Raw genomic sequence first — 14,707 nt, 5'->3', positions numbered from 1 at the left:
GTACCTATGCAAAATTAATTGTATATTCTTTTCCAAATTCTCGAATGACTTTTTCAACATAGTTAACTAAATTCTGCAAACTAGAGTAAGCATCTATTTCTATCCATTCATATTTCATAAATCGCCAGAGAATTTCTATTAAGTTCAGTTGTGGAGAATAGGATGGTAACAAAAATATTTCTAAATTTTTCTGCTTCCATTTGCTGATTTTATCCTGGATTTTTTTGCTTCTATGAACTGATGCCTTATCCATAACCACCACCGTTTTTATGTAGATATTTTCTGCAAATTTATCAAGACAGGATATAACTACTTCACTTGTAATTCTGCCTTCAAATATATAGGCATCTAATTCTTGATGAATATTCATTAAACCAAGTACATTTAGTCTACGGCTTCGACTACTGTTGATGGTAATATTTTCTCCTTTTTCTTGCCATCCATAAGGTACGTAAGGCGTTAAACAAAACCCGCTTTCATCTAAATATATTAAATCAATTTCACCACGTTTTTCTTGTTCTTTTAGTTTGGTAAGTACTAACTATTTTTCCTTGTATTATAAGGGGTCTAGTTCTCCGGCTAATCCCCTTTTAAATCTTCTCCAGGTCATGGTCAAACTTTTTAATATCCGTTTTACTGTATCTTTACTAACTATTATTCCCCATTCTTCCCTAATTTTTGCCAATACTTTTTTTAAATCTTTTGGGAAGAGTTTTACCCATTCTTTTATTTTTTGCTTTTGTTCTTCATTAAAAGTTGGTTTCCTCCCCCTTCCTTTTTGATTATATAATCCTAATAATCTTTTATCTTCCCAATCGTTCATCCAGTTATATACAGTAACTCTGTTTACTTGAAAAAGTTCTATCAATTCAGGAATTGTTTTGCCTTGATAGCTTAATAAAATACAATGCGCTCTTTGCCGCCTGATCTAACTTGTCATCGTTGCTGGCGACATAGGCAAACACCCGCGCATCAATTTCAATACCTAAACGCGCTTCTTCCTGATGCCACAAACGAATCAAATCCAGCAGTAGTTTATCGGTTTCCGGGGTACTTCCAGGACGCAAAACTCGTGCGTTAATTGCAGTCATCACCGGATGCGTTACCAAAATTCCCTCAGAGGACAGGACTTTGCGGAGGCGATCGCTCGCTTGCTTGTTTTAATTCACTATGTCTTTCGGCTAACCGCACATCAGCCATTGCATCAGCAACGAATGGCACTAAGAAAAGCCGAAACTCTTGTGGATTAAGCAGTTTGCAACTGCTTTCGTAATTCGTGCCGGGGTTTGGTCATTAAGGGATAAGCTTTCGGGCGACGTTTACGGACTCGTGGTTCACTTCTGCCGGGGCGATCGCTCACAGCTTTGTGAGCAATAACTTTTAGCAAAGTGCGATAAATTTGGTGGCGTTTTTGAGAAGTTGCTGCTAATAATTTGGGAATAAAGTTACTCGTAAATTAACGGGGAAAACTATATGTTGGCAACGACGTTCTGATGACAACAGCCGTTTTACTGAGGAGCGGAATGATGGGAAACTATCACGTTCCGTTTTGGAGAGCAGTGGAGGGGGTAACTCCTTCACTGACTTTAATTATTGCTACTATTGGGGCGAATCTTGTAAACTCGCCCAGAGGCTCGAACTGTTTGTGCTGTAAACTCAGTGTAGATAGTTCAGGGCTACTAAAAGCCTACACTGTACGCGAAGCGTCAGTATAGGTAGTTTACTTACTCTGCTGAAGAGAGATAGTGAAAAGAAATGTAGAGACGTAGCACAACTACGTCTCTCTACTAGAGTTCTGGATAACGCATATTTAATTTCATCAGATATCTAAAGTCTGACAGTTTATGTTTAAGCTTACGTCTAGGGAGTTTGTTAAGGCTTTACCTACTCAGCTAGAGTTAAGTTGATATATAAAAGAGCAATTTTCAAATGACCATTTACTTTTATAAGGTTTGGCAGCCTTATGGCTGTTTTTCTAACTTTTCTCTCCACGGAATCCACATCGAGGGTACTTACTGGCCAACGGTTGAGCATTATTATCAAGCACAAAAGTTTGTAGACAGTGCAGATGCGGCAATTATACCCCTTATTCATGCCGCTCCTACCCCAGAAGAGGCTGCAAGTTTGGGAAGATGTAGCACTCGCCAACTCCGTCGAGACTGGAATTTAGTCAAAACTCAAATTATGCGAGAAGCTGTACTCAAAAAGTTTCTCACTCATGCTGATATTAGAGAAGTTCTCCTGATGACGGGTGATGAGATTTTAGTTGAAAACTCCCCAACCGATTCTTTTTGGGGCTGTGGTGCTAATAAAGCAGGTCTTAACCATCTCGGTAAAACCCTCATGAGTGTGCGTGAAGAAATCCGTAATTTACTATCTTTAGCGGTAATTTACGAATAATTTAATCAAAATAGTTACATTCAACATAAAGTTAACAATTAAACGGGGAATAGTAAAATTCCCCAGTCAAAAATATTTAAAAAAATTACTAATAATTTAGTTATTGATTTGCAGAAATCTTAATTTATTAAATTAATGAGCAAAAATAGGAAAAAATATTATTAATTTAACGAAATTATTAAAGCCCTAATTTAAGTAAAATTACTGGAATAGTTTAATGATTGAGAATATAAAATTAAAACTAGATGTCAATGATTAAAATTTCTTTAACTTTAGACTTGAGATGAGACTTGAAAAGCCTTTAATAATATAGCAGTTTGATATCTGCTTAAATCCACTTTAGAAGAACTACGGGGATGAAGCATAATATCTGACACTTTTCAAATATCCTCTAATCCATTTCCAAAAATATTTGCAATAGATGTACGGCCCTGGCAACGCATTTTTAGCAAGAATTCCTTGAAATTGGATGAAAATCAAGGCATTGTAAATTGAAAATTATGATCGTGGGCAATTTTATATAAAAAATTATACTTCAGTCATGGTGTATATAGGCAATGGCACTTACCGAAAACCAAATGGGTTGCAGCAAAACTTAGACCGAAAAAGTTTACTGCACCGGATGATTAAAAAAGATTAGGCGACTCGCTCGACCTTCAAGAGATATTAACGACTACCGTTAGCGAAGTGCGTGTATTTTTGGGTGCAGATCGGGTAAAGTGTGTATCGCTTTGATGCTGATGGTAATGGTGAAGTCATTTGCTGAATCTATTGATGAACAACGTCTGCCATCCTTATTAGGGCTGCGCTTCCCAGTTCATGATATTCCAGAAGCCGCCAGAGATATGTTTTTGTTAGCTGGGCAACGTTCGATTGTGGATGTGGCAAACGAGAAGATCGGGCTATCGCCTCTACATTCAAAAGAAACTGGCAAGCGTCTAAAAACTAATATCTATTATCGACAAGTAGACCCATGCCATATTCAATACCTAAAGGCAATGGGTGTGCAGTCTTCATTGGTAGTGCCAATTTTACATTACGACCCACATGAACAATCAGCAAAGCCTAAATTGTGGGGATTGTTGGTATCTCACCAAACTGAACCGCGAGAGATTTTGAAGCGAGAAGTGAATGTATTACAGCAAGTTGCTGACCAGGTAGCGATCGCGACTCGCTCAAAGTAATCTACTCACTACAGTCCGCGCCAAGCAAGAGCGAGAAGCGACTATTAACCGAGTCACCACACTATTGCATAAACTGCCGACAATCCAATTGCAGGGAGCGCTAGAAGAAGTTATTACTGCCTTTGCTGGCGTGGGTGGCAGACTTTACGTTGAACAGACTGGGGAACTATACACTGGGGCAACCAACCGACACTCCCTTATGAATTAGATAACAGTATTATTGAACAGCATCCCTTATGGAAAAGCTGGATGACTGAGTGTCAACAAGGTAATATTGGACAACCTCTGACCTCTATAAAGAACCACATTTGCGAGTTTTGGCTGTAGCGTTCCGTTCTACTCAAATTCGTGGACTCATGGTAATTCCCCTACATTACCGCGAAGAATTTATCGGTGTATTAACTATTTTTCGCTCTGAATTTGAAACAAAAATCTTGTGGGCGGGACGATGCGAACAAAATCGGCGACAATTGTTACCCCAGCTTTCCTTTGATGTATGGCAAGAGCAAAAAAAAGGGCAAGCACCTGAGTGGAAACCGGAAGATATCTTATTGGCGCAAGCCTTGTACGAGCATTTCTCAATGGCAATTCAGCAGCAGCAAATGTATAGACAGGTACAAGCCATGAATGCCAACCTAGAACTGCGGGTGCAAGAGCAAACTGCTGAACTCGAAAAATCATTACTATTTACCAAAGTACTCAAGCAAGTTACAGAGCATATCCGCCGCACATTAGACTTGCAGACAACCCTGCAATCTATTGTTCGGGAAGTCCGCCCCCTGCTAAATTCAGACCGAGTGCTGATTTTTGAGTTGAAGAGTAAATCGGTGATTGTAGAAGAGATGAATGGCAATTGGCAGTCAGTTTTGGGAGTGAATGCACCACCAGAATGCTTTCCGGATGAGTATACGCGTCCATATTTTCAGGGCAGAGTCAGGGCAATTAATAACATTGCAACGGCTTCTTTAAGCGATTGTCATCGAGAGTTTTTGCAGAGCCTGCAAGTGCAAGCAAACTTAATAGTTCCGATTAATATAGGTTTGGAACTATGGGGCTTAATAATTGCTCATGAGTGTGAAGCTCCTAGAAATTGGCAGGATGCAGAGATTAATTTATTGCAACAGTTAGGAGTTCAGGCGGCGATCGCTATTCAACAAGCACAACTCTACGAACAAACCTGTAATGCCGAAATCGAAGCCAGAAATCAAGCTGCTCAGTTAGAGCATGCCCTACATCAACTCCAAGAAACACAGACAAGATTGATTCAGACCGAAAAAATGTCTGGCTTAGGACAGTTAGTAGCAGGTGTTGCCCACGAAATCAATAACCCCATTAACTTTATCTACGGTAATCTGTGCCATGCCAGCGACTACACCGAACAACTCCTAGAAATTTTACGTCTCTATCAATTACACTATCCCCATCCTCATAGTGAAATTAGCGCCGCCATCGAAGCGATCGATTTTGAATTTTTGGTAGAAGACCTCCCAAAAATCATGATATCAATGCAAGTAGGAAGCGATCGCATCCGCTCAATAGTCTTGTCGTTACGCAATTTTTCTCGCTTGGATGAGGCTGAAAACAAGCGTGTTGATGTACATGAAGGCATTGACAATACTTTACTAATTTTGCAACATCGCCTCAAAGGAAATGCTGAATTTCCCCGCATTGAGGTAATCAAAGACTATGGCAACATCCCACGGGTAGAATGTTATGCCGGTCAAATGAATCAGGTATTTATGAATATTTTCAGCAATGCCATAGATGCTCTGGAAATGGGGATTGAAGAAGAAGCAAGGGAGCAGGCTTGGCGTGAGCGTAGCCGAATGGGAGCAGAGTTTTCCCCTCTGCCCCATGCACCCCGCCCCTCTGCCTCTTTTCAATGCCCAATCCCCACTATTCACATTTCCACTAAAGTCTCAGCAGACAACTCTTATCTGTTGATTCGTATTAGTGACAATGGGCCTGGAATGACTGAAGAGGTTAGAAAGCGAATTTTTGACCCGTTTTACACTACCAAACCTGTGGGCAAAGGTACAGGATTAGGGCTAGCAATCAGCTATCAAATTATTGTTGAAAAACATGGGGGAATAATGGAGTGCATTTCCGAACCTGGGAAAGGTACAGAGTTCTGGATTGAGATTCCCATCAAGCCTCCAGAAAAAATAGTTCAATAAAAGTAAGTTTGCACAACTGTGCTACTTGGGTTAAAAATCATCAAAAAGTAAAGTTTGGTTGCAAAAAAAATCCCTTGCATCCACAAGTGATAATTTAATAATTGAAGCTATAAAAGCAAGCTTCCCTGGCAGATATAACAACTGCGTTTGGAATGTAGTAAGAGGTAAAAGACGCTGTTTAACTTACATCTGTCTCGTGAAAACACAGCAACACCCAACGCGAAAACTGCTATTTCCTCAAATATGGAAGGTTAGAGGGCGCTGTAACTGATTTTCATACTTGTTTACAGAAGTGATGAAAGTTACTACATCCCTAATTAGGATGAAGAAGGAGAGGAGATAGTTCAGCGAGTAGAGGTTTGGGTGTTGTTGTGTTTAGAGATAAGTCTTCAAAAAAGACTGCTCTTGGTCTTAAATTATACTAAGCTAAATATTGAAAAACAATTAAAATAGCGCCTTATGTCAATTATTGCGCTGAGAGCGTGGTATCTACAGGATTACGAGCCGATTCCAGAACTGGAAAAACGTCCGCCAGACATTCGCTTAAGCAAAAAAAGCCTGCTGAGATCGGCATTGCGAGCAGACTTTTTGGAAGAAAGCGAGGAAGTTAAGAAATCAATTTGGTTTGGGCGTTATCTAGAAGGGGAAAATATTGAATTTTATATTGAAGGCAGTGGTGGCTATTGTGTCGCTAACATTGACTTAATCAGTCATGAAATTTATTTTACCAAGCAGGCGCTGTTGGCTCAGTTAGAACCAACGATTTTTTTGTCTTATCAAACTGAGTATGCCGCAGCGACTTATGTTCTCAGGGAAGAATTGCGAAAAAGTTTGGAAAATTTAAACTTGCGATCGCGTCTTCCTTTAACATTAGTAGAATCCTCTCGTCCTAGCGGCGCTACTGTACGAATTAACCGCACAATTATGCGAAAAATTCGTAGGAGTTTGTTATTTATAGCCGACACCACGCCCATTGCTAGTATTGATGGTAAAGAAACTCCGCAATTAATTCCTAGTCCGAATGTTTGCATTGAGATTGGCTATGCCATCCAAAGTAAACGGTCTGAACAAATTCTCTTAGCGCAAATGCAACGTCCAGACATTGAAGGTCAATTCCCTTTTGACTTACCTACACAGCAAATTTTGCAATTCCAAGACACCACAGAACTAAATAAAATCCTGACAGGAACCCTTGAAAACCAGCTAGCACGATTCAAATTGTTTTTTTGAACGAAATAAGATTACTTTCCAAAATATTGAACCATAACGCTTCTCAATCCTTCGCAAGAAACAAGATTCCCCGCTTATTTAAGAGGATGTTTAAAAGGTGGTAGCTGAGGTATGGAAAACTTAAGATATTGCCAAATCCTCTTCAAAAAGGAGGAATTGAAAAGGATTATACCCTCCCCTTTTGTAAGGCTTGTTCGGGAAAATCTCGATACAACGGTAGACTTGACAAACATCCTCTAGGAAGTTGGCCATCTGTGGCGTTCTCAAAGATAACCTAGTGAATATTAAAATAATATCTAAAGATTTTTGATATTAGTTCTCTAGATAGATCAGAAGTTTTATAGACAAACTTTAATATAGAAAAGTCAATGAAAAAACAAACCACGTTCTCACGAAGGAAGGAGAAATATTATGGGTAACATTATTGCTTGGTTGGTTTTAGGTTTAATTGCAGGTGCGCTAGCTAAGTTATTTTATCCAGGAACCCAAGGCGGCGGTATTCTCTCCACGATTATATTAGGAATCCTGGGAGCAGTATTCGGGGGTTATTTGGGCCAATTATTGCTTGGAAGTAGTGCCGCAGCAGGCGCATCCGTAGGAGCTTTATCCTTTGGAAGCATTTTGTTTGCTGTAATTGGCGCTATGATACTGATTTTCATTTGGGGTTTAGTCACCCGTCGAGCCGCGTAATTACCTCACACTCTTGGGAATCACTTCTAGGTGCAGTAAACTGATAAAATGACATTAGAAAAAGAGCGAAGAACTATAGGAGTTTTCGCTAAGTGTTCCGATGCACAAGTGGTACTTCAGGATCTAAAAGCTTCTAATTTTCCAATGCACAAAGTTTCTGTAATTGCACGGAATGCAGAAGAACAAAGTAATATTGCTAGTGTTGAAGTTAAAGAATACACTGGCAATATATCCTCAGAAGATGCTGTTGGAGCCGTTAAGAATGCTGATTTAGGCGCTTTTACTGGCTTATTGACCAATTTAGCCCTTTGGGTAATCCCCGGTATAGGCCAAGTCATTCTAGCCGGGGTAGAAGCAACAGCGATCGCTACCACTTTAGCAAGTAGTTTGCCTACTTTGCTGCTAAATTTGGGAATTTCTGAAAGGCAAGTACAAGGTTACAGCGATCTCGTCTGTAAAGGTTACTATCTAGTGATAGTAACTGGCATAGACACAGAAATTCGCCTTGTTAAAAAGATTATTAATGGCCGTAATATTCACCAGTGGGATGTTTATGAGCCATACTCGACTCCAAATAGTCGTTACAAACACGCACTTGGTATTTTTTATTCATGCCAAGATGCAAAAAGAGCGCTTGCTGAACTTACAACCGCGGGCTTTCCAATGAGCCAAGTATCGATGATTGCTAAAAATACAAGCAATCTAAGTGATATTTTTGAGGTCGATATTAGTGGGTTTCAAGATAACTACACTAATTTAGGAATCTCTGATGAGCTAGCCAGATATTATAAGCATCATCTAAATCTTGATCGTTACTTAGTAGTTTTAAAAGGCACTGATATCTACATAGCAGGTGCAAGAGCTATTTTAGAGAGTAACAAGATTCAACATTTTAGTATTTATAGCCCATCTGAACTTGATACCGCTATAAGCGATCGCCAGATTACTACAAGTTTTTAGTTAAACCTCAAGTTCATGTTAATTTGACCTTACATTTACCATTTGTATAATTGTGTCTTAATAAAAAATACAATCCTTGTTTTGAACAATAAATCGCTCAAAACAAGGATTTTCAGGGCTAAAATCATTACTACAAACTTTAATTGATTTACGCCAACTGATTTAATTAGATAGGCATGATTAAATATAAGATGTCATTGCGAATGTTTCAGTCGCAATGACAAAACATATATATTATATTTATTTAGAATAATGTTACATTTATAAAAATATATAAAATACAACTGGTAATATCTGGCGTGTGAAAAAACTAGACAGTTGCCAGATTGATTTTGGATAGTTAAAACATAATCATAATAATCTCACAAACAGAAATAATTTGAATACCTGCCTGGAATAATGTTGAACCGTTTGAAGATTGGAAGCAAGATTGGAATAAGTTTTGCCCTGAGTTTGGCAACTCTGGCCACTATTGGTCTAATCTCCTACCAAAGCACCAATGATTTAATTGAAACTTCCCGCAAAGAAAACCATACCTATCAGGTGTTAAGTGAGCTTGAAGAACTCAACTTGCAACTGACAAATGCTGAGACTGGACAACACGGTTACATTATTACTGGAGAACAGCGCTATTTAGAACCTTATAACGCCGCCATTCAAGTACTAAATCAAAAATTTAGGGAACTTCAGAGGTTAACAGAAGATAACCCCAATCAACAAAATCAACTTGATATTTTGCAGCCACTGCTAAGACAGAGAATGGCTGTAATGAAAGATGTCATCAAGCTACGCGAAACCCAAAACTTGGAACTTGCTCAGAAAGCTATCCTGACAGATCAGGGTAAGCAATTGATGGATAAGATCCAGAAAATTATCCAGGCGATGAAAGCTGAGGAGAATATACTTCTGCAACAGCGTTCTAAGAAAGCACAAGCAGCTGCTCGGCAAACGATCGCTACAATTGTCTATAGTATTCCCTTATTTTCTTTGATCTTAGCTTTGATCGGATTCGCTCTTACCAGACATATCTCAGTACCCCTGAAGCAAGTTTCTGATTTAGCAGAAAAAATGGCGGATGGAGATTTATCGGTGAGTTTACCAGATAGCGATCGCCAAGATGAAATTGGTGTGTTGACGCGCACTTTCAACCAGATGATCGTTAATCTGCGAAACACAACTAAAAAAAATGACGAGCAAAACTGGCTAAAGTCTAACTTGGCTGAATTTAGCCAGATGCTTCAAGGGCAGCGAAATCTAGAAAGTGTATCTAGCCTGATCTTGTCCAATTTAGCACCACTGGTTGGGGCATCGCAGGGCGTTTTTTATGTGATGGAGTCTATAGACAACCAGCCGACGCTGAAGTTGTTCAATAGTTATGCTTATAAAGAACGGAAAAACGTAGCAAATCAGTTTCGGTTGGGTGAGGGACTGGTAGGGCAATGCGCCCTAGAAAAAAAAAGAATCCTCCTTACAAAAGTTCCTAATGATTATATCCACATCAGTTCCGGCTTGGGAGAAGCGCCACCGCTCAATATTATTGTCTTGCCTGTACTGTTTGAGACAGAGGTGAATGCCGTAATTGAACTTGCCTCTTTTGCGCCTTTCAGCCCTCTGCATCTGACATTTTTAGAGCAATTGAGTGAAATTCTCGGTGTATTTTTAAATAACATCGCCTCACAATTCCAAACTCAGCAACTACTTGAAGAGTCTGTCGCTTTAACAGCAGAACTACAACAAAGTAATCAACGCCTAGAAGAACAGGCGAACGAGTTGGAGGAATCACAATTTCTTGTCAAGCAGTCTAACGAAGAATTACAACAACTCAATGAGGAGCTAGAAGAAAAGGCAGAATTGTTAGAAATCCAAAATCAGGAAGTTGCTCGCAAAAATCAAGAAGTTGAGCGGGCAAGGCAGTCTTTTGAAGAAAAAGCCGAACAACTGGCTTTGTCTTCTAAATATAAATCAGAATTTCTGGCAAATATGTCCCACGAGCTACGGACTCCGCTAAATAGCCTGTTAATTTTAGCGAGGTTGCTAGCAGATAATTCTCTAAACAATTTGACCGACAAACAAGTAGAGTACAGCCGGACTATTTACTCAGCCGGGACTGATTTGCTGGAGTTGATTAATGACATTCTAGATTTGGCTAAAATTGAGTCGGGTACGATGTTGCTTGATATCGAGCAAATTGATTTTGCAGATTTGGAGACATCTCTAGAGCAGACTTTTCGGCAACTTGCCCACAATAAAGAACTCAGTTTCGTTATTGAACGTGATGAGAAGTTGCCCCCAACAATTTATAACGACTCCAAACGTCTGCAACAAGTGCTGAAAAATCTCTTAGCTAACGCCTTTAAATTTACAGAACAGGGAGGCGTGAAGTTAAAAATTAATATAGCATCTGAAGCAGCCGAAGCTGATAATCCGATGATTGCTTTTGCCGTCAGCGATACAGGTATTGGCATTCCTGTCGAAAAACAGAAGATTATTTTCGAGGCATTTCAACAGGCAGATGGCACAACTAGCCGCAAGTACGGGGGGACTGGTTTGGGCTTGTCCATCAGCCGGGAATTGGCTCAACTGTTAGGAGGGAGAATTGAACTAGTCAGCCAACCAGGACAGGGAAGCACCTTCATCCTGTACTTGCCCAGGCGACAGGAAAAGAATAGTAAAAATATTCTCCCCAAGGCATCCCTTGAGCCAACCACCTCCATCCGCACAGCATCGACCATAAAAGAAGTGCCGATGGTGGAAAATACAAATGTGATAGATACTTCACACAGTGGGAAAATACTCACTATCTCCCCGATCGAAATTCCAGATGATCGAGAAATAATTCAACCAGGCGATCGCATTTTACTAATTATCGAGGATGACGATAAATTCGCCCGTATTTTACTAGATATGGCTCGTGAGCAAGGCTTTAAAACCATCGTCGCCTTACATAGTAAACAAGGTCTAGCACTCGCACAACAGTTTAAACCCGATGCGATTATGTTAGATATCCATATACCAGAGATGGATGGTTGGACAGTGCTGGATCGTTTGAAGCATAAGCCAGATACCAGACATATACCAGTACACATCCTTTCTGTTGATGAAAGACAGCAACGGGGATTAAACTTAGGAGCGATTACCTATCTACAAAAACCCGTTTCTCCAGAAGCACTAACTCAGGTATTAACTGAAATTAAAGGCTTTATTGAGCGTCAGGTAAAAAATCTTCTCATCGTAGAAGATGATCCCGTACAAGCCCAAAGTATTATCGAACTTATCGGTAACGGCGATGTCCAGAGTACAGCAGTGGGTACGGGAGCAGAAGCCTTGTCGATTTTGCGATCGCATCACTTTGATTGTATGGTGTTGGATCTCGGTCTACCCGATATGAGCGGATTTACACTAATTGAACAGATAAAGCTTGAACCCAGACTTTTAAAATTGCCGATCATCGTTTACACCGGCAAAGAACTCAGCCGCCAAGAAGAAACCCAACTGCGGGGACTAGCAGAAACAATTATCATTAAAAATGTGCGATCGCCAGAGCGGTTATTAGACGAAACTGCCCTGTTTTTACATCGGGTACAAGCAAACTTGCCCCCACCAAAGCGCCAAATGCTTGAGCAACTACATCAAACTGATCCGGTACTAGCTAATCGGAAAATTTTGATTGTAGATGATGATCTCCGCAATATTTTTGCCATTACCAGCTTTTTAGAAAGCTATCAAATGCAAGTGCTATTTGCCGAAAATGGCAGAGATGGCATAGAGAAGTTGCAAACTCATCCTGAGATTAATATAGTTTTGATGGATATCATGATGCCGGAAATGGACGGTTACGAAACCACCCGCGCCATCCGCCAACAGCAACAGTTTCGCTCACTACCAATCATTGCTTTAACCGCCAAAGCCATGCCAGGTGACAAGGAAAAGTGCATCGAAGCTGGAGCCTCTGACTACATCACCAAACCTGTAGATACTGAACAACTGCTTTCACTACTCCGGGTTTGGCTGTATCGGTGAGGGAGGGGGAGCAGGGGAGGCAGGGGAGGCTGTGGGCAAAATCTCTCTTGTGTCATTGCGAGCTTTGCGAAGCAATCGCAAAATCTCTGGGATTGCTTCGCAAAGCTCGTAATGACTACACATATTTTGCATGATTTGTTAACTTCTAAAAAGGCACAGAGTCAACACCCTAGAGGCAGGGGGAGAAAACCAGCTTGGAAGATCGAACTGTTTGTGTTGTAATCTCAGGCAGATAAATTTTAGGGCAACTAAAAACCCACACTTTGCCCAATCAAGGGTCAGTGTGGGTAATTTAAATCTATAAGACGAATGATAGTCTTGTATTGACTAGCGGAACATACTACTTACTGAAGTATCTTCATGAATCCGCCAGATAGTTTCTCCTAACAGATTAGCTACTGACAGCACCACTAGTTGGGGAAAACGGTTGTTTTCTGGTATGGGAATGGTATTTGTAACAATGACTTCTTCAAACAAGCCACTAGACAATCGCTCCATTGCAGGTGGAGAGAACACAGCATGAGTTGCACAGGCGTATACCTGACGCGCTCCTTCTTCACGCAGTAATCGCGCTCCTTCGGCGATTGTGCCCCCGGTGTCGATCATGTCATCCACTAATACTGCCGTTTTGCCTTTAACATCGCCGATGATATTTAACACCTCTGCAACATTATGGGCGTGACGACGTTTGTCGATAATCGCCAGTGGAGCATCACCCAGTTTTTTCGCAAATGCCCTCGCTCTTGCTACACCACCAACGTCGGGGGAAACAACCACAAGATCGGGCAGTTGTTTGCTTGCTAGATAATCTAGTAATACTGGTGAACCGTAAACATGGTCAAAGGGTATATCGAAATAGCCTTGAATCTGAGCCGAGTGTAAATCCATTGCTAGAACGCGATTGGCCCCAGCTTCAGTAATCAAGTTAGCAACCAGCTTGGCGGTTATTGACTCTCGTCCTGCCGTTTTGCGATCGGCGCGGGCATAACCATAGTAAGGAATTACTGCCGTTACCTGTCGTGCAGAAGCCCGACGACAAGCGTCAACCATAATCAATAATTCCATTAAATGGTCATTGACGGGTTGACAGCATGGCTGGATTAAATAGACATCGCAACCCCGAATTGATTCTTGGATTTGAACATAAAGTTCTCCATCCGCAAATCTTTTGCGAATCATTGGCCCTAAGTCCATGCCCACATAACGAGCGACTTCTTGAGACAGTTGTATGTTGGCAGAGCCAGAAAACAGCCGCAGACGATGATTATCGGTCAGTCCCGTTGCAGATGTTTGCACTTTGAAAGTTGCAGAACTGAGCACAGCAGATCCTCTATGTGCATTCATAGCAATATTATCATTAGAGATTTGATAGATTTAACCGAGAAATCGCCTAAAAAAACATTTGTGAGTTTTATTGAAGCTTCCATACAAAATTTAAACATTTTCCTATAAAATTATCATTCGCTAACTGTCTAATTTTTTTTGATAGGCAAACTATTGATAGCTTAACGGACATTAAGCCCGTACACTAGGTCTACAGTTCAATTTTTTTGAGATGAGGTAAATAACTCCAATCGCTCAAAGATTGGTGTGATAGATTGCTTTTTCTAACTACCTCATTTATGACTGACAGTAAAGCATTGACCACTTAAGTAATATTGAAGTTTATTTTTAGACAGGAGAACACTTGTGGCTAAGTGTTAAGGGGGTATCTAATTATATTCTATGATACTAGCAGGAAATAAATAAACTGGCAGATTTAATTTTTAAACCACATCTATCTTGAAACCTGTAGTTCTTCTCTGATGAAAAGGATTTGCCCTCATCCCCCAATCCCTTCTCCCATATCTGGGAGAAGGGGAGCTAGAATTTCAAAGTCCCTCTCCCAGATATGGGAGAGGGATTTAGGGTGAGGGCGAAAATTATGGTTCTCAACTTAGATGAGGTTTAGTTTTAATTAATATAATAAATTCCTACATCAAATCACTGGTTAACAAACTCTCTATTTGTATGGGTTCTGATGCAGGGCTGATAGCAGTTACACCT

14 protein-coding genes are annotated in these 14,707 nt (G+C 40.3%); 9 read left to right on the top strand and 5 right to left on the bottom strand.

Going from position 1 to position 14,707, the window contains the following annotated elements; genetic code table 11:
* Positions 1-4 precede the first annotated feature (4 nt).
* From ANSO36C_RS29735 to ANSO36C_RS29725, 3 genes are all read right to left on the bottom strand, one after another.
* Positions 5-490 carry an IS630 family transposase gene (locus ANSO36C_RS29735; protein WP_251960477.1) on the bottom strand — a complete coding sequence of 162 codons (486 nt, stop codon included), beginning with the start codon at positions 488-490 and terminating at the stop codon, positions 5-7.
* A 66-nt stretch (positions 491-556) separates the two neighbouring features.
* On the bottom strand, positions 557-868 hold the full coding sequence (locus tag ANSO36C_RS29730; RefSeq protein ID WP_251957684.1) for a helix-turn-helix domain-containing protein: 312 nt from the start codon (positions 866-868) through the stop codon (positions 557-559).
* A gap of 1 nt (position 869) precedes the next feature.
* Complete coding sequence (locus ANSO36C_RS29725) at positions 870-1,091, bottom strand: hypothetical protein (RefSeq protein ID WP_251957683.1); 222 nt, start codon at positions 1,089-1,091, stop codon at positions 870-872.
* Between the two features lie 6 nt (positions 1,092-1,097).
* Here ANSO36C_RS29725 and ANSO36C_RS29720 point away from each other — a divergent pair, with 6 nt between their 5' ends.
* Positions 1,098-1,250 carry a hypothetical protein gene (locus ANSO36C_RS29720; RefSeq protein WP_251957682.1) on the top strand — a complete coding sequence of 51 codons (153 nt, stop codon included), beginning with the start codon at positions 1,098-1,100 and terminating at the stop codon, positions 1,248-1,250.
* On the opposite strand, the gene ANSO36C_RS29715 is transcribed toward ANSO36C_RS29720, so the two are convergent.
* A complete protein-coding gene (locus tag ANSO36C_RS29715; protein ID WP_251960497.1) occupies positions 1,247-1,387 on the bottom strand; it encodes a hypothetical protein in 141 nt (46 codons plus the stop codon). The two genes, ANSO36C_RS29720 and ANSO36C_RS29715, sit on opposite strands and share 4 nt — an antisense overlap.
* 542 nt (positions 1,388-1,929) lie before the next feature.
* Here ANSO36C_RS29715 and ANSO36C_RS29710 point away from each other — a divergent pair.
* The 8 genes from ANSO36C_RS29710 (at position 1,930) to ANSO36C_RS29685 (ending at position 12,661) form a co-directional block, all read left to right on the top strand.
* Positions 1,930-2,400, top strand: coding sequence for an NADAR family protein (locus ANSO36C_RS29710; RefSeq protein ID WP_251957681.1), 471 nt, complete (start codon positions 1,930-1,932; stop codon positions 2,398-2,400).
* Between the two features lie 746 nt (positions 2,401-3,146).
* Positions 3,147-3,584, top strand: a complete 438-nt coding sequence (locus ANSO36C_RS35235) for a GAF domain-containing protein (protein ID WP_410174660.1) — start codon at positions 3,147-3,149, stop codon at positions 3,582-3,584.
* Positions 3,585-3,648: 64 nt separating this feature from the next.
* Positions 3,649-3,792: a hypothetical protein gene (locus ANSO36C_RS35230; RefSeq protein WP_410174659.1), complete on the top strand. Its 144-nt coding sequence runs from the start codon at positions 3,649-3,651 to the stop codon at positions 3,790-3,792.
* Between the two features lie 109 nt (positions 3,793-3,901).
* Positions 3,902-5,761 carry an ATP-binding protein gene (locus tag ANSO36C_RS29705; protein ID WP_410174658.1) on the top strand — a complete coding sequence of 620 codons (1,860 nt, stop codon included), beginning with the start codon at positions 3,902-3,904 and terminating at the stop codon, positions 5,759-5,761.
* A 459-nt stretch (positions 5,762-6,220) separates the two neighbouring features.
* Complete coding sequence (locus ANSO36C_RS29700; protein WP_251957680.1) at positions 6,221-6,991, top strand: hypothetical protein; 771 nt, start codon at positions 6,221-6,223, stop codon at positions 6,989-6,991.
* A gap of 411 nt (positions 6,992-7,402) precedes the next feature.
* Positions 7,403-7,681 carry a GlsB/YeaQ/YmgE family stress response membrane protein gene (locus ANSO36C_RS29695; protein ID WP_251957679.1) on the top strand — a complete coding sequence of 93 codons (279 nt, stop codon included), beginning with the start codon at positions 7,403-7,405 and terminating at the stop codon, positions 7,679-7,681.
* Between the two features lie 48 nt (positions 7,682-7,729).
* Positions 7,730-8,641 (top strand): hypothetical protein, encoded by a 912-nt coding sequence (locus ANSO36C_RS29690; RefSeq protein WP_251957678.1) that lies wholly within the window; start codon positions 7,730-7,732, stop codon positions 8,639-8,641.
* 399 nt (positions 8,642-9,040) lie between these two features.
* Positions 9,041-12,661, top strand: a complete 3,621-nt coding sequence (locus ANSO36C_RS29685) for a response regulator (protein ID WP_251957677.1) — start codon at positions 9,041-9,043, stop codon at positions 12,659-12,661.
* Between the two features lie 327 nt (positions 12,662-12,988).
* On the opposite strand, the gene ANSO36C_RS29680 is transcribed toward ANSO36C_RS29685, so the two are convergent.
* Positions 12,989-14,005, bottom strand: a complete 1,017-nt coding sequence (locus tag ANSO36C_RS29680) for a ribose-phosphate pyrophosphokinase (protein WP_251957676.1) — start codon at positions 14,003-14,005, stop codon at positions 12,989-12,991.
* Between the last annotated feature and the right edge of the window lie 702 nt (positions 14,006-14,707).

Origin of the sequence: Nostoc cf. commune SO-36 (assembly GCF_023734775.1) — a bacterium.
Classification (GTDB): domain Bacteria; phylum Cyanobacteriota; class Cyanobacteriia; order Cyanobacteriales; family Nostocaceae; genus Nostoc; species Nostoc commune_A.
The sequence above is the reverse complement of the archived record's forward strand: the minus strand, read 5'-3'. Positions and strand labels throughout refer to the sequence as shown.